At 58.6% G+C, this 19,697-nt stretch carries 18 protein-coding genes; 8 read left to right on the forward strand and 10 right to left on the reverse strand.

Features of this window, described 5'->3' with window-relative positions:
• The 3 genes from B5D61_RS25955 to B5D61_RS24280 form a co-directional block, all read right to left on the reverse strand.
• A partial coding sequence (locus B5D61_RS25955) for an IS110 family transposase (protein WP_139373362.1) occupies positions 1–717 on the reverse strand: 717 nt, incomplete at its 3' end.
• A 740-nt stretch (positions 718–1,457) separates the two neighbouring features.
• Positions 1,458–2,405, reverse strand: a complete 948-nt coding sequence (locus B5D61_RS24275; RefSeq protein ID WP_078816019.1) for an efflux RND transporter periplasmic adaptor subunit — start codon at positions 2,403–2,405, stop codon at positions 1,458–1,460.
• Positions 2,406–2,590: 185 nt separating this feature from the next.
• Positions 2,591–3,094, reverse strand: a complete 504-nt coding sequence (locus B5D61_RS24280; protein ID WP_139373478.1) for a hypothetical protein — start codon at positions 3,092–3,094, stop codon at positions 2,591–2,593.
• A gap of 235 nt (positions 3,095–3,329) precedes the next feature.
• On the opposite strand from B5D61_RS24280, the gene B5D61_RS24285 reads away from it, so the two are divergent.
• From B5D61_RS24285 to B5D61_RS24295, 3 genes are all read left to right on the forward strand, one after another.
• The gene (locus B5D61_RS24285) at positions 3,330–3,575 is read left to right on the forward strand and encodes a helix-turn-helix domain-containing protein (RefSeq protein WP_139373479.1); all 246 of its coding nucleotides are present in this window, start codon (positions 3,330–3,332) and stop codon (positions 3,573–3,575) included.
• A 15-nt stretch (positions 3,576–3,590) separates the two neighbouring features.
• Positions 3,591–4,931 (forward strand): DUF3987 domain-containing protein, encoded by a 1,341-nt coding sequence (locus B5D61_RS24290; RefSeq protein ID WP_078816022.1) that lies wholly within the window; start codon positions 3,591–3,593, stop codon positions 4,929–4,931.
• 619 nt (positions 4,932–5,550) lie between these two features.
• The gene (locus tag B5D61_RS24295) at positions 5,551–7,620 is read left to right on the forward strand and encodes an FAD-dependent oxidoreductase (protein ID WP_078816061.1); all 2,070 of its coding nucleotides are present in this window, start codon (positions 5,551–5,553) and stop codon (positions 7,618–7,620) included.
• Between the two features lie 88 nt (positions 7,621–7,708).
• Here the strand turns inward: B5D61_RS24295 and B5D61_RS24300 are convergent, their stop codons facing one another.
• Positions 7,709–8,152 carry a hypothetical protein gene (locus B5D61_RS24300; RefSeq protein ID WP_078816023.1) on the reverse strand — a complete coding sequence of 148 codons (444 nt, stop codon included), beginning with the start codon at positions 8,150–8,152 and terminating at the stop codon, positions 7,709–7,711.
• A 205-nt stretch (positions 8,153–8,357) separates the two neighbouring features.
• Here B5D61_RS24300 and B5D61_RS24305 point away from each other — a divergent pair, with 205 nt between their 5' ends.
• The 4 genes from B5D61_RS24305 (at position 8,358) to B5D61_RS24320 (ending at position 11,201) form a co-directional block, all read left to right on the forward strand.
• Positions 8,358–9,638 (forward strand): RsmB/NOP family class I SAM-dependent RNA methyltransferase, encoded by a 1,281-nt coding sequence (locus B5D61_RS24305; protein ID WP_078816024.1) that lies wholly within the window; start codon positions 8,358–8,360, stop codon positions 9,636–9,638.
• A gap of 73 nt (positions 9,639–9,711) precedes the next feature.
• Complete coding sequence (locus B5D61_RS24310) at positions 9,712–10,518, forward strand: ThuA domain-containing protein (protein ID WP_078816025.1); 807 nt, start codon at positions 9,712–9,714, stop codon at positions 10,516–10,518.
• A gap of 117 nt (positions 10,519–10,635) precedes the next feature.
• Entirely contained in the window at positions 10,636–11,007 is a 372-nt protein-coding gene (locus tag B5D61_RS24315) for a hypothetical protein (protein WP_078816026.1), read from the forward strand.
• Positions 11,004–11,201, forward strand: a complete 198-nt coding sequence (locus B5D61_RS24320) for a helix-turn-helix transcriptional regulator (protein WP_078816027.1) — start codon at positions 11,004–11,006, stop codon at positions 11,199–11,201. Before B5D61_RS24315 ends, B5D61_RS24320 begins: the two co-directional genes overlap by 4 nt.
• Positions 11,202–11,268: 67 nt before the next feature.
• On the opposite strand, the gene B5D61_RS24325 is transcribed toward B5D61_RS24320, so the two are convergent.
• The 6 genes from B5D61_RS24325 to B5D61_RS24350 form a co-directional block, all read right to left on the reverse strand.
• Positions 11,269–11,775, reverse strand: a complete 507-nt coding sequence (locus B5D61_RS24325) for a 3D domain-containing protein (protein WP_078816028.1) — start codon at positions 11,773–11,775, stop codon at positions 11,269–11,271.
• Positions 11,776–11,992: 217 nt separating this feature from the next.
• On the reverse strand, positions 11,993–12,928 hold the full coding sequence (locus tag B5D61_RS24330; RefSeq protein WP_245846599.1) for an aspartate carbamoyltransferase catalytic subunit: 936 nt from the start codon (positions 12,926–12,928) through the stop codon (positions 11,993–11,995).
• Between the two features lie 8 nt (positions 12,929–12,936).
• Positions 12,937–13,491, reverse strand: coding sequence for a bifunctional pyr operon transcriptional regulator/uracil phosphoribosyltransferase PyrR (pyrR, locus tag B5D61_RS24335; protein WP_078816029.1), 555 nt, complete (start codon positions 13,489–13,491; stop codon positions 12,937–12,939).
• A gap of 113 nt (positions 13,492–13,604) precedes the next feature.
• The gene (locus tag B5D61_RS24340) at positions 13,605–14,690 is read right to left on the reverse strand and encodes a beta-ketoacyl synthase N-terminal-like domain-containing protein (RefSeq protein ID WP_078816030.1); all 1,086 of its coding nucleotides are present in this window, start codon (positions 14,688–14,690) and stop codon (positions 13,605–13,607) included.
• Positions 14,690–16,108, reverse strand: coding sequence for an FAD-binding oxidoreductase (locus tag B5D61_RS24345; protein ID WP_078816031.1), 1,419 nt, complete (start codon positions 16,106–16,108; stop codon positions 14,690–14,692). Before B5D61_RS24345 ends, B5D61_RS24340 begins: the two co-directional genes overlap by 1 nt.
• A 320-nt stretch (positions 16,109–16,428) precedes the next feature.
• On the reverse strand, positions 16,429–18,144 hold the full coding sequence (locus tag B5D61_RS24350) for an ABC transporter ATP-binding protein (RefSeq protein ID WP_078816063.1): 1,716 nt from the start codon (positions 18,142–18,144) through the stop codon (positions 16,429–16,431).
• 166 nt (positions 18,145–18,310) lie between these two features.
• Between B5D61_RS24350 and B5D61_RS24355 the strand changes: the two genes are divergently transcribed.
• Positions 18,311–19,657 (forward strand): alanine/glycine:cation symporter family protein, encoded by a 1,347-nt coding sequence (locus B5D61_RS24355; protein ID WP_078816032.1) that lies wholly within the window; start codon positions 18,311–18,313, stop codon positions 19,655–19,657.
• The last annotated feature ends 40 nt before the right edge of the window (positions 19,658–19,697 follow it).

A 19,697-nucleotide genomic window follows, 5' to 3' on the forward strand; every position in this document is an offset into this window, starting at 1 on the left:
CCGCCACTGGCCGCTGTCGCGGTTGAACGGTGCTAGGCCTGCAAGTGCCGCGGCCTGCTCGCGTTTGAGGGAGCCGAGTTCGGGCATGTGGGCGCACAGGCACAGGGCGCTGCGCCAGTCGATGCCAGCCGCTTCATCCAGCCGTTGTGACCTGGCCTGAAGTGCGGCGTTTTCAGCGGCGACTTCGCGCATCAAGGTTTCGAGTTTGACGATTTCCAGGTTCAAGTTGGTCATGAGGCGTCTGATCTGGGCCGCCAACCAAAGGTCGGCATGTTGACGCAGGCGGGTTTTATAGCGGGCGCGCTCCTCAACGAGGCTGTCGCGCTGGGCCACCAGCAGGGCCAGACGGGCAGTGGCGGGATCTGCGGGTGGAGTGGTCGCAGGCTTGAGGGCGGAGCCATAAGCAGCAAGGATGGAGGCATCGATGCGGTCGGTCTTGGCCAGGCGGTTTTGAGCGCGGGCGAAGTCACGGGGCAGGCGTGGATTGACGAGGCTGAGGGGAATTTTGCCTTCGTGAAGAGCTTGGACCATGAGGCGCTCATAGCCGCCGGTGGCTTCGCAAATGACCTGCACAGAGCGAGGGTGTTTGGCGATGAGGTTGCGCAGCTTGCGCACGCCGCAGGGAGTGTTTGGAAAGGAGTGATTTTGGGAGAGGAAGGCAACTTCGAGAGAGTCTTTGGAGACATCAACGCCGAGGTAGACAGGATCGGGGCACATGGATTAAATGGAAGGAGTTGGTGAGGGGTTGGATCAACCTTGTGGATACGAACTCTCGCAAAGCGCGAAAACGCCGTGTGAGGTTCAGGCAACTGTTCGATCTCAGACCGATGAAGCAGAAGAGGGCCAAGCTGGGCTGCGAACTCCCGCAAGGGGTTCAAGGGCGAAGGGGCCTCTCTCCTGCTTGGCGAAGGCGGGCGGCCGCCCGCCTTCGCCAAACCGGTTTTCAACTTATGCAGAACCTCTGCAAAGAAAGAAACCAAATGGATATACAAGGACGAAGCGAAGCAAGCCCTGGGTGCGTGGGAAGAGACCGACATCTCAAAGGTCGCGGCCTGAAGGGTCGCGGGAGAGTGAATGGGAGGTGAAGACGTGCCGCCCGTTCCCGCGCTCCTTCAGAGCGCGACGTGGCGGATCAGCCCTGATCGTCGGGTTTCCAGGCCTTGCGGCCTGGGCTGAATCCTGCGGCCCTTCAGGCCGCGCTGATGTCTGAGGCCCTCATAAAATGAGAGGGTAGAAACAGGACTCTCACGCCCCCAACTCACCTTTCGCGCAGTGCAAGAGCTAGAGTGAGAAGCGGACTCGATCTTGCCCATGAATTTGACTCATGATTTCATCAGTTGGGTATCAGCCCTTGGCCGGTGACACCGAGCGCCTTAGCGATCCGAACGATTTCAAGACGGAGGCAGAGGCGGCATCGCCCCTCGGCGGAGCCCTGACCTCAAGCGTTGCATTCACTTTCACTTGCCGCCAATCATCACATCCACCTGCTGGCCCACGTAGAGATTCATCCCGGCAGGCACCGTCAGTTCATAGATCACCTGCAGCACGCGGGTATCCACCCGTTCGGTGCTGGCTCCCGTGAGACTCTGTTTAGGGATCACAAACGGCTCGATGCGCACAAACTTCACCGGGATGCCATTCACCGCGTCTCCTTTCACATAGGCCGTGGCGTCCTCCCCCGGTCTCACCCGCACGGCGTTCTGCTCATCCACATCCGCGCGGATTTGCAGCTTGTCCAGATCTCCGAGAATCATCGCCGCCAGACGGTTTTGGATGGAGGCATACTCCCCGGCCCGGATGTTCACCTGGAGAACCGTGCCCGCCCGGGGGGCGAGGATGGTCAGCCGCTCGATCAAGAGCTGAATCTGCTTCACATTCGCCTGTGCCGCCGCCAGCAGCGCCTCGGCGGAGCCCACCTGCGCTTGAGCCACCTTCAGATCATTGGCCCGGTTGCGCAGATCGTCCTGACTGATCGCCCGTTGGTCCGACAATGATTTCAGCCGGTCCAGGTTATCCTGCACCTTCTCCCGCTCCGCCAGAGCGATGTCGAGCTGGGCCTGATTCACCGCGATCTCGGCCTGGGCCTTGATGAGCTGAGCCTGCAGCTCCCGGTCATCCAGTTGCATCAGCGGCTGCCCCCCTTTCACCTTCTCATTGACGTTCACCATCACCTTCGTCACCAGCCCTGCGATGGGGGTCCCGATGGCCACATTCTCATCCCGAGCCTCAATGATGCCCGTGGCCGCCAGCCGCGTGCCCTCAGGCTTCAGCGGGGGTGCCACTGGCGGCGGCGGGATGGGCTGCTCCTGCGCTTTGATCTGGTTCAGCACCTGAGTCATGCTGAACACGCCAAACACAGCCACCGCAATGGTGCCGTAGCGAACGATGAGGGGGAAAACGTTCATGAAGGGGGAAGGGCGAGCCACACGCCTAGACTTCTACGACTGAGGACTCGAGTCGGTGCCAGAGCAAGAGCCAATCCGCCCGCGAGTGCATGAAGTGTCTTGGCACGTGATCTCGCCTAGGCTGCCCCACCACCCACTGCGTGCGTGCGGGGCATCAAGAGCAGCCCACTCCCCCACCATCCACCTCAACGGCGTTGGGAACCCATGCCGATATCGTGGCCTCGCTGTTGTTGATGCTGAAATTCCTGCATCAGCCCATCCCGGGTCTTTTTAATCCCTTCTTTAAGTTGCGCCGCAGCCTGACCGCGCCGCATGTCATCAGCGGGATCATTGGTTTGCATCAAAAGCTGAGATCCGACCTGGAGATCCAACTCTTTATCGATCGCTTTCAGCAAGGTGCTTTTGTCCACGATGTTCTTGTTCGCCTGGGGAGCGAAATCTCCAATGTTCTTTTTGATCGCCGCGACCGCCCCTTCAGGGGTGTTCATGTTAAAATCCGGTTTGTCAGACTGATCCCAAACGTCGTTGATCAATTGCGTCGCGATCGCTTTAGCTTTGCCTTGGATTTCTTCCTGTGTCATAGCTTTATTTAGATTAAGGTTCAGACAGTTCTGGGTAATACCCCAAATCACTATCCCTGTGACACTTAATTTGGAATCAGATTCTTTTTCACTCGAGTCCCGAACCACGACCGAGTGAAAAGCTTGAGCCCCCGCGCTTCATTCCTTGACAAACCCTTGGTTAATCCCATCGCCCCAGCCGGGGAGTGATCCACTCAAGTCGGGCTAAAAAAATCAGTCTTTTTCGAGATGGTCTAACGCCTTATTCATCAAGGCATTAGCCTCACCTGCCTGAGCCACCTCCGTGACCTCCCTGAAAAAAGCGGTTGCGTCTTTTCCTGGAGATTCACCCGGTCCTCATCGCATGAAAGATGCGAACACATCCACAACAGCCGGGCAGCCCGAGTGGCTGCGAGTCAAAGAGGCCTGCGACTACAGTCGCCTCACCAAAGCCAAACTCTACGACCTCATGAACCGAGGTCACCTCCGCTTCTCCTCCCTGAAGGAAGACGGCCAAAGCAAAGGCACCCGCCTCATCCACTTCCCCAGCCTACGTCACTTCATCGAGAGCCGCGCCAGCGGCGGCCCCTCCACCCCCACCCTGCCCTGATCACCCCACCCTCCTATGGCTGACATCACCCATCTCATCGCTCAACTGGCCGAACATCAATACCCTCGCCAGGACTCGACACCACCCATGCAGGCAAATTCATCAAATTCGCCAAATTCGCAGCTCACACCGGAGTCCCGCATCACCGTTTATGTGCCCGACGAGGAGGCAAATTCATCAAATTCGCCAAATTCGCAGCCTCAACACTTCGCCGCCCCTCAGCGCCCCCGGCTGTCGCTGGAGGCACTCTATGGCCCTGCAGGAGAAGTCATCCGGCGTCTGGCTCCGATCACCGAGGCGGACCCTGCGGCCATGTATGTGCAACTGTTGGTGGGGCTGGGCAGCCTCATCGGCCCTGGGGCGTGGTTCATGGCAGATGGGGCACGCCATCAGGCCAATCTCTTCGCCGTCATCTGCGGACGCACCGCCAAAGCGCGCAAGGGCACCTCGTGGTCGCGAGTTCGCAACGTCTTGTTAGACCTGGATGAACCTTGGCTCACTGCCCAGGTGAAGTCCGGACTCGTCTCCGGGGAAGGACTCATCGAATCCTTCAAGAATGATGCCGACAAACGACTGCTGCTCTTCGAAGGTGAGTTTGGCCAAGTGCTGCAATGCATGAAGCGGGAGGGCAACACCGTCTCCGTCATCCTGCGTCAGGCCTGGGACGGCACGCGTATCGCCGTGCTGAGGCGTAAGGACCCCATTGAGGTGGAGGATGCCCACATCAGTCTCATCGGCCACATCACCCTACCCGAGTTGCATCGTTTGTTAGCCAGTGTGGAGATCAGCAATGGGCTGGCCAATCGCTGTCTGTGGGTGTTTGCTGATCGTGAACGCCTCCTGCCTGAAGGGGGTGGTTTACCTGACCTCTACGACCCCGTGGTGGACCTCAATACCGCCGTCATCTCCGCACGCTACCGAGGTCAACTGGAGCGTGATCCCGCTGCCCGCCAGCTCTGGGCGGAGATCTATGAGGAGCTGAGTGAAGAACCCCCAGGGCAGCTCGGGGAAATCCTCTCCCGAGGGGAAGCCCAGGTCATGCGTCTGGCACTCCTCTTCGCCCTTCTAGACCGCTGCTCCACCATCGGCTGTGCCCACCTGGAGGCGGCGCTTTCCCTCTGGCACTACTGCTGCCGCAGCGCCGCGTTCATTTTTGCCGATATCGCGGCCAACCCAAAGTCCGTCCGTATCCATGAGGCTCTCCAGGGAGGACCACTCACCCTCAGCCAAGTGCATGCGCTCTTTGGCGGTCATGCCCGCAAGGCCGAGATCAATCTCGCCCTCCGAGAGCTGGACGCGCAGATCGTCGTGGAAAACATCGAAGGCTCGAAAGGGAAAATCGTACGCCTGCGCTGAGGTGAAAAGGGGTCGCTGCGTGACATCACGGTGCGAATTTGGCGAATTTGGCGAATTTGCCCCGAGTCGCAGGGCGGGTTTGTCCGGCTGGCGAGGTTGCTAGTCTATGGGATCCGGTTGCAGAATAACCCGCCTGTGGGGCGAAGGCGGCAAGGTCTGCGCCCCTGATGGACCTAACCCTATCCATCGCAAAGGCGAGTTACCCGGCAACAAAGTCTAAAAGAGAAAGCTGTATTCCTAGCCGGACCAACCCGCCCGACGTTCCGCCTGCGAATTTGGCGAATTTGGCGAATTTGCCCCGAGCCGCAGGGCGGGTTTGTTCGGCTGGCGAGGTTGCTAGTCTATGGGATCCGGTTGCAGAATAACCCGCCTGTGGGCGAAGGCGGCAAGGTCTGCGCCCCTGATAGACCTAACACCATCTATCGCAAAGGCGGGTTATCCGGCAACAAAGTCTAAAAGAGAAAACTGTATTCCTAGCCGGACCAACCCGCCCGACGTTCCGCCTGCGAATTTGGCGAATTTGGCGAATTTGCCCCACCGGAAAACGCCCCCTTTCACGCCTGGATAAGCCACTTCGTTGAAAGAATCCGCCATCTCACTCCGCCCTTATCTGTCCAACATGACGCGTACTTTTTTAGCTTCTTGCCTCCTCTTCCCCGCGCTGCTGTCGGCGGCGGATTCTGCTGATGTGATCATCTACGGCGGCTCCTCCGGCGGTATCACGGCGGCCATCCAGACGGCCCGCATGGGCAAAACCGCCATCCTCATCGAGCCGACTCAATTCCTCGGCGGCCTGACCACAGGTGGCCTCGGTGCCACGGACATTGGCAATAAGAAGGCCATCGGCGGCATGTCGCGGGAGTTCTACGCCAACATCTTCAAATACTACAACGATGCCACGAAGTGGAAGCAGGAGACCCGGGAGGCCTATTTCTCCCGCAAGCCGCATGGCAACACCGGCAGCGAAGACACCATGTGGACCTTCGAACCCCATGCCGCCACGGAGATCTACGACGCCATGCTCAAGGAAGCTGGCGATCAGGTGACCGTCGTCAAAGGTGAGCGCCTGGACTTGAACAAAGGCGTGGTGAAGGAGGGCGCGAAGATCACCAAGATCATCATGGAGAGCGGGCGTGAATTCACCGGCCCCATGTTCATCGACGCCACCTACGAGGGCGATCTCATGGCCAAGGCCGGCGTGAGCTATCATGTCGGGCGTGAGGCCAACAGCGTGTATGGAGAGACGCTCAACGGTGTGCAGGTGGGCCACAGCCGCAGCCACCAGTTCATCAAAGACGTGGACCCCTATGTGAAGCCGGGCGACCCGAGCAGCGGTCTGCTGCCAGGGATCGAAAAAGACCCCGGCGAAGAGTTCAGCGGCGACCGCAAGGTGCAGGCCTATAACTTCCGCATGTGCACCACGGATGATCCTAACAACAAGCTCGACTGGGAAAAGCCTGCCAACTATGACGAAGCGTGGTTTGAACTGGCTCTGCGTAACGTGGAAGCCGGAGACTCCCGCATCTCCTGGGCGCCCTCCTGGATGCCGAACCGCAAGACGGATACGAACAACAACTTCGCCATCAGCACCGACTTCATCGGCGCAAACTGGGACTACCCCGAGGCGGACTACGAAACTCGCGCGAAGATCTGGAAAGCTCATGAAGATTGGCAAAAAGGTCTCATGTGGACCTATGCCCACCACCCACGCGTGCCGGAAAACATCCGCGCTGCCTTCCAGAAGCTGGGTCTGGCCAAGGATGAATTTGCCGACAACGGCCACTGGCCCCGCCAGCTCTACGTGCGTGAGGCCCGCCGCATGATCGCCGACTACGTGATGACGGAAAAGAACTGCAAGCGCACTGAGATCGTGGAAGACAGCGTCGGCATGGGGGCCTACAACATGGACTCTCACAACATCCAGCGTTACGTCACGAAGGAAGGCTTCGTGCGCAATGAAGGCGATGTGCAGGTGCGCAGCCGCCCCTACCCCATCAGCTACCGCAGCATCCGGCCCAAGGCGGACCAGTGCAGCAATCTCCTGGTGCCCATCTGCCTGAGCGCCAGCCACATCTCCTACGGTAGCATCCGCATGGAGCCAGTCTTCATGGTGCTGGGTCAGAGCGCCGCCACCGCCGCCGTGCAGGCCATCGAGCAAGGCAGCACCGTGCAGGGCATCGACTACGAGAAGCTGAAGGCCCGCCTGCTGGCCGATGGTCAGGTCCTGGACTTCGAATCCCCGCCGATCCCGGAAGTATCCCGCTTCATCAAAAAAGATCTGCCCGGCATCGTGGTGGATGACATGCAGGCGAGCCTGACCGGCTTCGACAAAGAAGGCCACACCACCCCGGGCTTTGTCGAGGATGGTTATCGCCATGACAATAACGAGCACAAAGGCGAGCAGCGCGCCCGCTTCACCCCCGAGCTCTCGGCAGGCAAGTATGAAGTGCTCATCTCCTACAGCGCTCTGAGCAATCGCGCGACCGAGGTCCCCGTGATCATCCACCACGCCTCCGGCCAGGACACCGTGCTGGTGAATCAAACGAAGCTCCCCAGCGGCAAACACGGCTTTCAGCCCGTGGGCACCTACACCTTCGAAGCAGGTCAATCCGGCTGGGTGGAGATCAGCAACCAAGGCACGAAAGGCCATGTCATCATTGACGCGGTGCAGTGGCTGCCCGTGAAGTGAGGTTGATCCACAAACTATCGTTTGTTAGACACTAAAAAACCACACCTCCTTTGAGGTGTGGTTTTTTTCTTGGCGAGTGAGCCCACCCTTACGGTTCCTGTTCATGCGACTCTGGAGATACTCCCGCCTCAAGATTAACGGGCAAGCGACCCTCTTTCCGCATTCGCTCCCCCAGTTCGCGGGCTTTTTCCATCAGCTCTGGTATTGTCCTTGTCAGACGCAGTTCCGCGAGTTCCACATCGGTCAGAGGTAGATTCTCGACGGCCACAGGAAGGGCCTCAGTCGCTGATGGCTGACTCATATCCCACCAGAACAGTCCAGCCCAAGTTAGCCCTGTGAAATACAACCCCACGCCAGTGATCATCATTACCTTCGATTCCTTCCAACCCTCTCTCAGCTTCTGCCGATAACGTGGGCTGAAAGTCGCTAGGCCTGCGAGACCCAGAAATTTCAACCCATACCAAGTCGCCATCACGGCCAAAACCAACGAGGCCAAGACGGCGCTTACAATCGCTTCAAGTAACTCTTCCATCGTGAATCAAGGATCAGGGATCAGGGTTTTCCAGATCAACTGAGCAGGTCAGGCTCAAATCTCCCCCTTTTGACCCCCGTCGTCAAAAAACCGTCAAAATCAGATCTCACCTTTCTCCATCAGCATTTAGGGATGCTTGCCCCTCCGCCTCACCTGGGCTTGCACTTTCCCGCTTCCGAGACGAACGAGGGGGTTCTTTCCGCCTGTGAAACTTCACTACCACCTCATCGCTCAGATCATCCGCTCCCTGCGGGACATTTTCGTGGACCGCCGTTATGCCGATAAGGTGGTGGAGTTCGCTTTCAAAAAACATCCCAAGTGGGGTAGCCGGGACCGCCGTTTGTTTGCCGAGTCCGTCTATGAAGTGGTGCGGCACTGGCGCTGGTATTGGCACCTGGCCGGGCTGCCAGATGCGGAGCACAATCAACCGGAAGCCATCACCGAAGAACGCCTCTGGTATGTCTGGTGCGCTTACTGGATCATGGCCGGCCATGAGTTACCCTTCTTCGATGAAGTGGTGCATGTGCGCCGGGGAGCCATTATCGAGCGCTCCAAGCAAGAAGTCTCTCCCGCGATTCAGGCTTCCGTTCCTGATTGGATGGAGGCACGGTTGAATCGAGAGTTAGGCCAAGCCTGGATCGCCATCCGCGCCACCCTGAATCAACCGGCGGAAGTTTTCATTCGCGTCAACACCCTGAAGACCGATCGCCGCAGCCTGAAGACCCGCCTGGCCCAGGAAGGTTTCATTACCGAAACCATCCAGGACATCCCCAGCGTTCTGCACATGAAGCAGCGCTATCACGTCTTTGGCATGGCCGCTTTCAAAGAAGGTCTGTTTGAGGTGCAGGATGCGTCGTCTCAGCGCGTGGCCCCTTTCCTCCAGGTGGAGCCTGGGATGAAGGTGGTGGATGCCTGTGCAGGAGCCGGTGGCAAGACTCTGCATCTGGCGGCACTCATGCAGAACAAAGGCAAGATCATCGCCCTCGACGTTCATGATTGGAAGCTCAATGAGCTGCGCAAGCGCGCAGGGCGTGCGGGTGTGGATGTGGCGGAAACACGCCTAATCGAAGGCACCAAGACTTTGAAGCGTCTAACGAACTATGCAGATCGACTTCTCCTCGATGTCCCATGCTCCGGCATGGGCGTGCTGCGGCGGAATCCCGACGCGAAGTGGAAGCTCAGTGATGCCGAGATCGATCGCCTGATCATCGAGCAGCAAGACATTCTCACCCGCTACAGCGCCATTGTGAAACCCGGTGGTAAGCTGGTGTATGCCACGTGCTCCATCCTGCCGAGCGAGAACGAACAGCAGGTGCAAAAGTTCCTCGCCGCCCATGGGGCCGAATGGACCCTGGAGGAGGAATTGAAGATCAATCCTGCCGAAACGGGTCACGATGGCTTCTATGCCGCGCGCCTCGCCCGCAAGCCAGCCGAGCCAACTCCCGCCAGTGCCGCAGTGCCGACCACTGAGCCCTCTGCTGAGTAAGCTTGTTCCACCTGGCCAAATTCGCCCAAGATGTGCCGTTTCTCGGCGTTTATCTCTTCCCACTTTCCCCACCATGAAAGCCATCCTCCTTCCTCTCCTGGCCCTCGCTTCGGCAGCGGTCTTCGTTCTGGCGGCTGATCCAGCCTCCGCCCCTCCCCTCAAGGTGCTCATGATCACCGGCGGCTGCTGCCATGATTATGAAAATCAAAAGATGATCCTGGCTGAAGGCCTGAGCGCCCGCGCCAATGTGGAGTTTACCATCATCCACGAAGAAGGTCCTGACGGTAAAAAGGACAAGACCCACAAAATCAGCATCTACGAAAAAGAAGACTGGGCCAAAGGTTATGATGTGGTGCTGCACAATGAGTGCTTCGGCGGTGTGACCGATAACGAATTCATCAACCGCATCGCCAAAGCTCACCAGGACGGCGTGCCTGGCGTGATGCTGCATTGCTCCACCCACAGCTACCGGGCCGCCACCACGGATGAATGGCGCAAGTGCCTGGGCCAGACCTCCATGAGCCATGAGAAAAACCGCGATCTACTGGTGAAAAACATCGCTCCAGAGCACCCTGTCATGAAGGGCTTCCCCGCTGAATGGCTGGACAAAAAGGATGAACTCTACAAGAACGACAAGCTCTGGGAAAACTTCGTGCCGCTGGCCAAGGCCTTTGGCGAAGACACCCAAAAGGATCACTATCTGATCTGGGTCAACACCTACGGCAAGGGCAAGGTCTTCGGCACCACCATGGGCCATGGCAATGAAACCATGAGCGATCCCGTGTTCCTCGATCTCGTCGCCCGTGGCCTCCTCTGGTCCTGTGGCAAGCTGGACGACAGCGGCAAGCCGGTGGCCGGTTACGAGTCGAAGCAGAAGTGATCACCGCTTCCCAAAACGATTGATTTCACTCCCACAGGTTCCGGCTTGTGGGATTTTTTTCGTCTTAATGTAAAGCAAGCTTGACACATGTAAAGCGTGCTTTACATATCGATCGCCATGCTTTCACGCACCCAATACTCCCTTAAAATGGTCCTAGCCCTCCTTGCTTATGGAGGGGGCCTCATCGTTATGAATCGTCTATCCAGCGGTGGCCTGTCCGGTCAATACTGGTTGGTAGCACTCCCCGTCTTGCCACTCATCTACATGGCCAAAACCATTCTCGAAGCCCTCACAAGTCTAGACGAGATGTGGCGCAAGATTCTGATGGAGGCCCTCGCCTTCTCGGGGATCGCCACCGGCTTCACCTGCTTCAGCTACCTCTTCATCCGCGATATGGGCGGCGTGGAATTCCGCGCGGAATGGGCCTTCTACCTCATGTGGTTCTACTACGGCATCGGTTCCGTCATCTCAGCCAGGAGGTATCAATGAAAAACCACCTCCGTGATTTCCGCGAGAAACATGGTTATTCCCAGGAGCAATTGGGCAAACTGCTGGAGGTTAGCCGCCAGACGATCAACTCCATCGAAAAAGAGCGTTATGACCCCAGCTTGCCTCTGGCCTTCAAGCTCGCCCGCCTCTTTCAAGTGAAGATCGAAGACATCTTCAGCGACGACCCCTCCTGACAGGACAAAAAGCGGCGATGCCCGCTAAAGGCACCGCCGCTTCATTCAAAATACACTTCCTGTTAGGTCACGCCGGACGCCCCTGCAAACGCGTCACCATTTGGCGAACATGCGAGGCCTTGGACTGGCGCGGCTTCAGGATCGCCAAGCTCTTGGAGAACGATCCCCACTTGAGGATCTTGATGTTCACCTTGCGCACCCCCCAGGAGTTCATGGAAGAAGTGCTAGGCTTGTAGAGATCGATCGTGCGGGTGCCCACCAAAGCGGAGCCGTAGTCATCCACCACATAGAGCGAAGCGTCACCTTCGATCTGGAAGACCGTGCCGACGGGATAGACGGACCAATCGGCGGCTGCACTGCGGACCTGGCCATAACGCAAAGACGTGCCTGCCGCCGTGCGTCCGCCATACTTGATGTGGTCCGACTCACTGTGAGTGTAAGCCGTGGTGCGAATACCGTAAAGGATCTGACCTGTTGTGTCTGCCTGCTGGGTGGCCGAGAGCTTCACTTCATTAGCGAGAGCGAGAGACTGAGCGCACACGGCAATCAGACAAAGAAGGGTGGATCGTGTCAAATCGTAGTTGGGTTGTTAGGTCACGCTTCAGCAGCGGGGGCCGCAAAAGGGACGCGTATGGTGCCCGACTTCACCGAGATGTCAACACGCTAATTTTCATACATCCACACTTCGAGTTGGGCACGTATCAGTTATTCACATCACCCACTCCTTTTGAACACTTCTTTGGTTAGCCGATTCAACGATCAGACTAACCAAAGATGCTATTCATCACCCATTAGGATTCGATAGCGCCCGGCTTCAGCCAGTAGAGTACGCTCATCCGGACGGCGATGCCGTTTTCAACCTGTTGGTTAATCAGGCTCTTCTCATAATTCATCCCTTGATCCGTAATCTCGACACCGCGATTCACCGGCCCCGGATGCATGAGCCAAAGACCACGTTCCTTCAACACTTCCACCCGAGCATCGGTTAGGCCATAGTTCTTGTGATACTCACTGGCACTGGGGAAGAAGGGCTCATCCATACGCTCACTCTGCACACGGAGAAGATAGATCACATCCGGCTTCCAAGCGAAGGCATCATCCCAATTGCCAAAGCGGGGGATCTCGGGAGGCGTCTCACGCGGCATGATGGAGCCTGGAGCCAGATAGGCCACATGCATGCCGAGCCGGCGGAAGATGAGGCTGGTGCTACGAGCCACACGGCTGTGCTGGATATCGCCCACGATGAGGGCCCGAGCACCCCGCAGATCTTTGAACTTCTCGCGCAGGGTGAAGGCATCCAGCAGAGCTTGAGTGGGGTGAGCATGCCAGCCATCTCCGGCATTGATGACACTGGCGCGGGTGTTCTTGGCAATGAAACCCGGAATGCCCGACTGCTTGTGACGCACGACGATGTAATCCACGCGCATGGACTCCAGGGTCTCTACGGTATCGAGCACCGACTCGCCTTTCACCACGCTGGAAGATTCGATATCGAAGTGTGTGACGTCGGCGGAGAGACGATTGGCCGCCACTTCAAACGAGGAACGAGTGCGCGTGCTGGGCTCATAAAAGAGTGTCAGCACGGTCTGACCTTTCAGGGTAGGCACCTTCTTCACACTGCGTTTGAAGAGGTCTTTGAAAGGGACGGCATTGGCCAGAACGAACTCGATTTCCTCATTCGTCAACGAGGCGATGTCCAGGAGGTCTTTACGCGGAATCATGCTCATGCTTTTTGTCACTTCACAGGCCAAGGTCTAACAAATACTTCATCATAGCCATCACCATCCACGAAGCGCACACTCACGCGCTCTTCAGATGGGAGGTCCACTCGGAGACCGGCATAGTCCGGCTGATAAGGCAGCTCACGTCCGGCACGATCCACCAGCACCGCGAACTGCACACAGCGCGGACGTCCAAAGTCCAGCAGCTCCTCCAGGGCAGCACGGGAGGTGCGCCCGGTGTAGATGACTTCGTCGCAAAGGATGACCACCGCGTCTTCGAGATCGAAATCGAGGTCCGAACCTTCGAGCTTGGGCACCACGGTCATGGTCTGAAGGTCATCCCGATACTGCGTGATGTCGATCTTCCCGAAATCCACCTCCCGACCGCGAGCGATTAATCGTTCCGCCAGAGCGCGGGCAAAGGGCACCCCTCGGCGATAGACGCCGACGAGGGCAATGCGGGATTCGTTTTTCCATCGTTCATCGATGGCTGCCGCGATTTCATCCAAGCAGCGCACCACTCCGGCGGCATCCAGGAGTTGGCGGAGTTTATCAGGCGATTGGGTCACAGGAGGAGATGAATGCAGGGAGGTTGAAGCGTCAATCCAGTTTTCAGTAAACGGTTTTCAGTATTCAGTCAAAATGACCACCTTGCGACTGAACACTGAACACTGAACACTGCTTAAGACCTCCCCTCCAGCATCACGGCCGCATTGTGGCCTCCCATCCCAGAAGCGATTTTCAGCACGCGGCGTGGATTGGCAGGCATATCAAGGGAGATGCCTGTCGGGTGGCTGAGATCCGGCAGGTTTCCTGGCAGGTTCCCCTGGCGCAGGCCCTCGCTGATCAGGGCCACATCCAGCAGGCCACTCGCGCCCAGCGTATGGCCGGTGTAAGGCTTCAGCAGGAGCAGCGGGGGCACATCAGGATAGCACCGATGCAGGGCATTGATTTCAGCCACGGCGTGATTGGCCGTGCCCGTCGCATGCGGGCAAATCAAATCTGGCACCTCAAAGCCCGCCAGCAACTCCGCCAGGCTGCCGCCATCCTCCGGGATGACTAAGGAGTCGTAGGCATCGCTATTGGCGGCATAGCGGGTCATGCATGGCCCCCTGCCCTGCCCTTCAGACTCCAGCGTCAGGGCCACCGCCGCCTCTCCCGCATGGAAACCTGCTGTCTGGGGAGATAAAGGGTCATAGAGCGTCTTGGAGGCCAGGAGTCGGGTATCTTGGAAATCCTTCAGCAACTCTGGCACCAGAGGCAAGTCCACGGCCACCACGAGAACTCGTGGAGCCATGCCGGAGGTCAGGGCCATATGAGCCAACCCAAGCGCATCCAGACCGGCGGAGCAGCCATTGGAGATCATCTGCCACGGACCGCGAATGCCGAGCTCGATGCTGACCGCTGCGGCGATCTCACTGTGCAGGGTATTGCTGGCGCTGAATCGCTTGGAGGGACGGCGCCAGGCATTCGTGCCCAGCAGTTCTCCTGCTTGCCCTCGACTGCTCGCGGCAAAGATCCAGGCACTGCGTGTTTGCTCCTCTGTCCAGCCTGCCTTTTCCACAGCTCGCTGCGCGACTTTCACCGCTACATTCGAGGCAGCGCCATAGCGGCGACCTTTGAGCAGACGACGATCGGCAATGCGACCCGCCAGCAGCCCCTCGGACAAAGTGAGGCCGCTCCTCCCTTCTCTCCATTTGGTTAGGCTGGCCTCCAGGGTATCTCCCAGGGCACAGGCTGTTTCAGCAGCAGTGATGAAGGTGGCCATCACAGATCAAAAATCTTCCCTGGATTCAGCAGGCTCTGGGGATCGAGAGCGCGTTTGATGCTGCGCATGAGCTCATAGCTGCCCTCACCGAGCTGACGGCGCACGAAGGCTTTCTTGGCCAGTCCCACGCCATGCTCACCGGTCACGGTTCCGCCGAGGCGCAGAGTTTCATTGACGATCTCCTCCAGCGCAGCCTCCACGCGATGCATCTCCTCATGGTCCCGCTCATTGGTCAGGAAAGTGGGGTGCAGATTGCCATCACCCAAGTGACCGAAGGTGCCCACACGCACCTGATGCCGCTCGGCACAGGCACGGATGAAACCGACCATGTGGGCCAACTCCGTGCGTGGCACCGTGACGTCTTCCAAAATCGTCGTGGGCATCACCCGAGCGAGCGCGGAGAAGGCATTGCGCCGCGCTGAGGCCAGGCGTGCACCTTCAGCCTCATCAGCGGCCACCAGCACATCCCGCGCACCATGGGCACGGGCCAGTTGCATCATTTGTTCGGCCTCTTCACGGACCACAGCCGGGTGGCCATCCGTCTCCATGAGCACCAGCGCTTCCACATCCGTGGGTAGGCCGATTTTGGCATAGTCCTCCACACACTGCACGGTGGTGCGATCCAGAAACTCCAGGGTGCAGGGGATGATCTTGGCCGCGATGATGGCGCTGATGGTTTCCGCAGCGGCTTCCATGCGATCATACAGCGCCAGCAGCGTCTTGCGGGACTGTGGACGCGGCAGCAGCTTGATGAGCACCTCCGTGATGATGCCAAGCGTGCCTTCACTGCCGATAAAGAGGTCCTTCATGGAGTAGCCCGCCACATCCTTCACGCACTTGTTGCCCAGCCAGGTCAGGGTACCATCCGGCAGCACCACCTGCACACCCATCACGTAGTCACGGGTCACACCATACTTCAGCCCGCGCAAGCCACCGCTGTTCTCGGCCACATTGCCGCCGATGGTGCTGATCTTCATGCTGCCGGGGTCTGGCGGATAGAACAGGCCGGATTTGGCCGCGAGATCATCGATCTCTTTGGTGATGACCCCGCACTGGGCTTTCAGCGTGAGGTTTTTCTCATCCAGTTCCAGGATCTGGTCCATCTGCGTGAGGCAGATCACGAGACAACCCAGGATGGGCACGCTGCCGCCGCTGAGGCCGGTGCCCGAGCCACGGGTCACCACGGGGATGTCCGCCTCACGCGCCAGCTTCACACAGGCGGCCACCTCCTCCGAGGTCTTGGGGAAGACGACCGCCCCAGGCTTCACCTTCAGCGCCGCCGTGCCATCGAAGCTATAAGGCAAGATATCCTCATCTGAGGTCAAGACACGATCTGGAGAGAGCAAGGCGCGGAGTGAGTCCGCATGGGCTGGGGTGACGGGGTTCACAGCGCCAAGTCTGGCGAGTCCCGAAGACAAGACAAGCGGGCAAGCACAATGGATTGAAGATCATGCCTCCATCATCCAGCGTCCGGACGTCAGCGGCGCCTACACTGACGCTCGATTACAGAAATTCTGACTACTTCTTGTGCTTCCATCCGCCACGTGGACGTGGACGTCTTGTGCTGATAGCAAGAGCTAACAGGGCTAGGAGGCCTACGAGTGTGATGAAGATGAGTCCCGCCATGATGTGAGCGCCTGGGAATGAAGACGTTGTCGTGCAAAAAGTCCACTTAACTTTGGAACAATTTTGTAAAGGAGAGACAAATTTTCCTAAACCTAAGTAGGATGACCCGACATCAAATCCAAGAAGTGCGGCACAAGCGGGCATAGAGTCCGTCATTTGCCACGAGCTCTTCATGAGAGCCTTTCTCAACGATTGCCCCCCGCTCTAACACGTAGATGATATCGGCATGCCGGACCGTGCTCAGACGATGGGCAATCACGAAGCTGGTCCGATTCATCATCAAGCGATCCAGCGCCGCTTGGATCTGCCGTTCCGTCTCGGTATCGACACTCGCAGTCGCTTCATCCAGCAAGAGGATGGGCGGATTGCGCAAGAGGGCGCGGGCAATCGACAAACGCTGTTTTTCCCCCACGCTCAGTTTCACCCCCCGCTCACCCACGCGGGTGTCCAGCCCTTTGTCCAGGCGGCGCACGAAGGCATCCGCATTGGCATCGGCCAGCACCTTCCAGAGCTCATCTTCGCTGGCATCCCGTTTACCGATGAGCAAGTTCTCCCGCACGGTGCCATTGAACATGAAGCTCTCTTGGGTGACGTAGCCGATGCGGCCCCGCAGCCAGGCCTTGTTCATCTCATGCACAGGCACGCCATCGATGGTGATGACGCCCTCATCGTATTCGTAAAAGCGGGTCAGGAGATTGATCAGCGTGGATTTCCCGGTGCCCGTGGGGCCTACGAGCGCGATGGTTTGGCCGGGTTTAGCCTCCAGATGGATGCCATGCACGGTGGGGATTTTACCCCCGTAGCTGAAACCGACATTCTCATAGCGCACATGGCCCTGGATGTCTTTCAGGACGATCCCTTCCCCGGTGTCAGCCTCGGGTTCGGCATCTAGGATCTCAAACACGCGCTCTCCAGCCGCTCGACCGCTCTGAATGATCTGGTTGAGCTGATGCAGTTGCTCGATGGGGTCGTAGAAGTATTTCAACAGCAGCAGGAAGGCGGCGAGGTCCCCCTTCTCAATCCGGCCCTCCATGAGGCCTTTAGCCCCCACCCACAGCACCAGGACCATGCCCACGCTGGTGAGGAAATGCATACCCGGCCGATAAACGGCCCAGATGCGCATCACATGCAGGGTGGCTGTTTTCAGAGCCGCACTCGCCCCATTGAAGCGGCCATGCTCCTCACGCTCCATGGCGTAGGCCTTGATCTGGCGCATCCCCGCCACGTTATCGTGGAGCAGGCTGTTCATCCCGCTGCTGGCCCGGCGCACGGCCCGGTGCCTTTCCCGCGAGGTGCGGGTGTAGCCGAGAGCCCCAGCGATGAGAAATGGAATGGGCACCAGAGCCCACAGCGCGAGCGTGGCATCCGCCTGAAACATGAAAACTCCCACCACCGCGATCTGGATGACAGCGACGAGGCCTTGCTCAATGCCATCGATGAGAACCCGCTCCACATTGGGGATATCCTCCCCCACCGTGGTCATGATGTCGCCCGTGGGCCGATTATCGAACCACCGAAGCGGCAGCGTTTGCAGCCGCTCGTAGAGATCGCTACGCAGGTCATAGATCACCTTTTGCTCGAAGGTATTGTTCAGCAGAATGCGCAGGCTATTGAAGAAGTGCTGGGCAAAGTAGGCCCCTGCGGCCATCAGCACGAGTGGCGTGAGGCGATCCCACTGGCCCTGGGGCACCACCACATCCAGCACCTCACGCGTCACCGCGGGGAAGACCACCACCATGAGCGTGCCTGTGATGGCACAGAAGAGCTGGGCCGAGGCCATCAACGGATAACGGCGGAGGTAGGAAAAGACGCGGAGGGTGGTTTTCAAGACAGACAGGGGTTGGTTGGGGGGCCAAGAAAGAGGATACGTCCGTAAGCCAGGATTCCGGCGGGTGAAATTGGAATGAAAGACCGGTTTCGGTTGGACCAAATTTCCCACCTGCAGTTTTTCCTCTTGGCTTACTCCATGCTTCCCCGCTAACTAAGACACCCGCATGGATATCTCTAAAATCGCCGCCGACTTCGCTGGATTCGTTTGGGGCACCCCGCTCATTGTGTTGCTTTTTGGCACGCATCTGTTCCTCACCTTCCGCACCGGATTCATCCAGAGATACCTGGGGCGAGGCATCAAGCTCTCCATCACCAAGGATGACACCAGCGCCGGTGATGTGTCCCAATTCGGTGCCCTCATGACCGCCCTGGCGGCCACCATCGGCACCGGCAACATCGTCGGCGTGGCGGGTGCGGTGGCCGCAGGCGGCCCTGGGGCTGTGCTGTGGATGTGGCTGACCGGTGTCTTTGGCATCGCCACCAAATACGGGGAGGCTCTTCTCGCCGTGAAATACCGCGTCCAGATGCCCAATGGCAGCTACGCCGGTGGGCCGATGTATGCCTTGGAGCGCGGACTGAACATGAAATGGCTGGGCATCATCTTCGCCATCTTCACCTGCATCGCCGGTTTTGGCATTGGCTGCATGTCCCAGGCCAACTCCGTGGTCGGTCACCTCCAGACACTGCTGCCAGCAGTGAATAAAGAAACCATCGCCTGGACGGCAGGTGGTCTCATGACCGTCCTCACCGCCGCCGTCATCCTCGGCGGCGTGAAGAGCATCGCCAAGGTCTGCAGCGTTTTAGTGCCCTTCATGGCCATCCTCTATGTCATCGGCTGTGCGTGCATCCTGATCAAAAACTTCAGCGTCATCCCCGAGACCGTCTCCCTCATCTTCTCCTCCGCATTCACTGGCCAGGCCGCCATCGGCGGATTCATCGGTGCCGGCATGAAAGAAGCCATGCGCTACGGCATTGCCCGCGGCCTTTTCTCCAATGAATCCGGGCTCGGCAGCGCCCCCATCGTCGCCGCCGCCGCACAAACCAAGACCCCCGTCCGCCAGGCACTCGTCTCCTCCACCGGCACCTTCTGGGATACCGTCGTGGTCTGCGCCATGACCGGGCTGGTCATCGTCAGCAGCGGTCACTGGAAAGAAGGCCTCAGTAAAGTGGAGCTTACCCAGGCCGCCTTTGGCGAGCTGCACACCTACGGCCCCTACATCCTCATGTTCGGCCTCATCACCTTCGTGTTCTCCACCATCCTCGGCTGGAGCTACTATGGCGAGAAAGCCGCCGAGTATCTCCTGGGCACCCGCGCCGTGCTGCCCTACCGCCTGCTCTGGGTCGCCGCCGTGCTGGTCGGCTCCGTGATGCCGCTGGGCTTCGTCTGGGATTTCTCCGATGCCTTCAACGGTCTCATGGCCATTCCGAACTTGATCGCCCTCATCGCCCTCAGTGGGGTCATCGCCGCAGAAACCCGGGCGAGCAAAAACGACCTGATCGGCAAAGACTGACCACCCGAGTCAAAAAACACGCTGCCTCATCGCAAAAAAT

The sequence above is a fragment of the Prosthecobacter debontii genome (assembly GCF_900167535.1).
Lineage (GTDB): Bacteria > Verrucomicrobiota > Verrucomicrobiia > Verrucomicrobiales > Verrucomicrobiaceae > Prosthecobacter > Prosthecobacter debontii.

Excerpts from the sequence above, each read along its gene's own strand:
- B5D61_RS24330 (WP_245846599.1), bottom strand. The coding sequence starts at position 12,928 with ATGAGCATGATTCCGCGTAAAGACCTCCTGGACATCGCCTCGTTGACG.
- B5D61_RS24355 (WP_078816032.1), top strand. The coding sequence starts at position 18,311 with ATGGATATCTCTAAAATCGCCGCCGACTTCGCTGGATTCGTTTGGGGC.
- B5D61_RS24340 (WP_078816030.1), bottom strand. The coding sequence starts at position 14,690 with ATGGCCACCTTCATCACTGCTGCTGAAACAGCCTGTGCCCTGGGAGAT.
- B5D61_RS24275 (WP_078816019.1), bottom strand. The coding sequence starts at position 2,405 with ATGAACGTTTTCCCCCTCATCGTTCGCTACGGCACCATTGCGGTGGCT.
- B5D61_RS24290 (WP_078816022.1), top strand. The coding sequence starts at position 3,591 with ATGGCTGACATCACCCATCTCATCGCTCAACTGGCCGAACATCAATAC.
- B5D61_RS24300 (WP_078816023.1), bottom strand. The coding sequence starts at position 8,152 with ATGGAAGAGTTACTTGAAGCGATTGTAAGCGCCGTCTTGGCCTCGTTG.
- B5D61_RS24315 (WP_078816026.1), top strand. The coding sequence starts at position 10,636 with ATGCTTTCACGCACCCAATACTCCCTTAAAATGGTCCTAGCCCTCCTT.
- B5D61_RS24320 (WP_078816027.1), top strand. The coding sequence starts at position 11,004 with ATGAAAAACCACCTCCGTGATTTCCGCGAGAAACATGGTTATTCCCAG.
- B5D61_RS24295 (WP_078816061.1), top strand. The coding sequence starts at position 5,551 with ATGACGCGTACTTTTTTAGCTTCTTGCCTCCTCTTCCCCGCGCTGCTG.
- B5D61_RS24285 (WP_139373479.1), top strand. The coding sequence starts at position 3,330 with ATGAAAGATGCGAACACATCCACAACAGCCGGGCAGCCCGAGTGGCTG.
- B5D61_RS24310 (WP_078816025.1), top strand. The coding sequence starts at position 9,712 with ATGAAAGCCATCCTCCTTCCTCTCCTGGCCCTCGCTTCGGCAGCGGTC.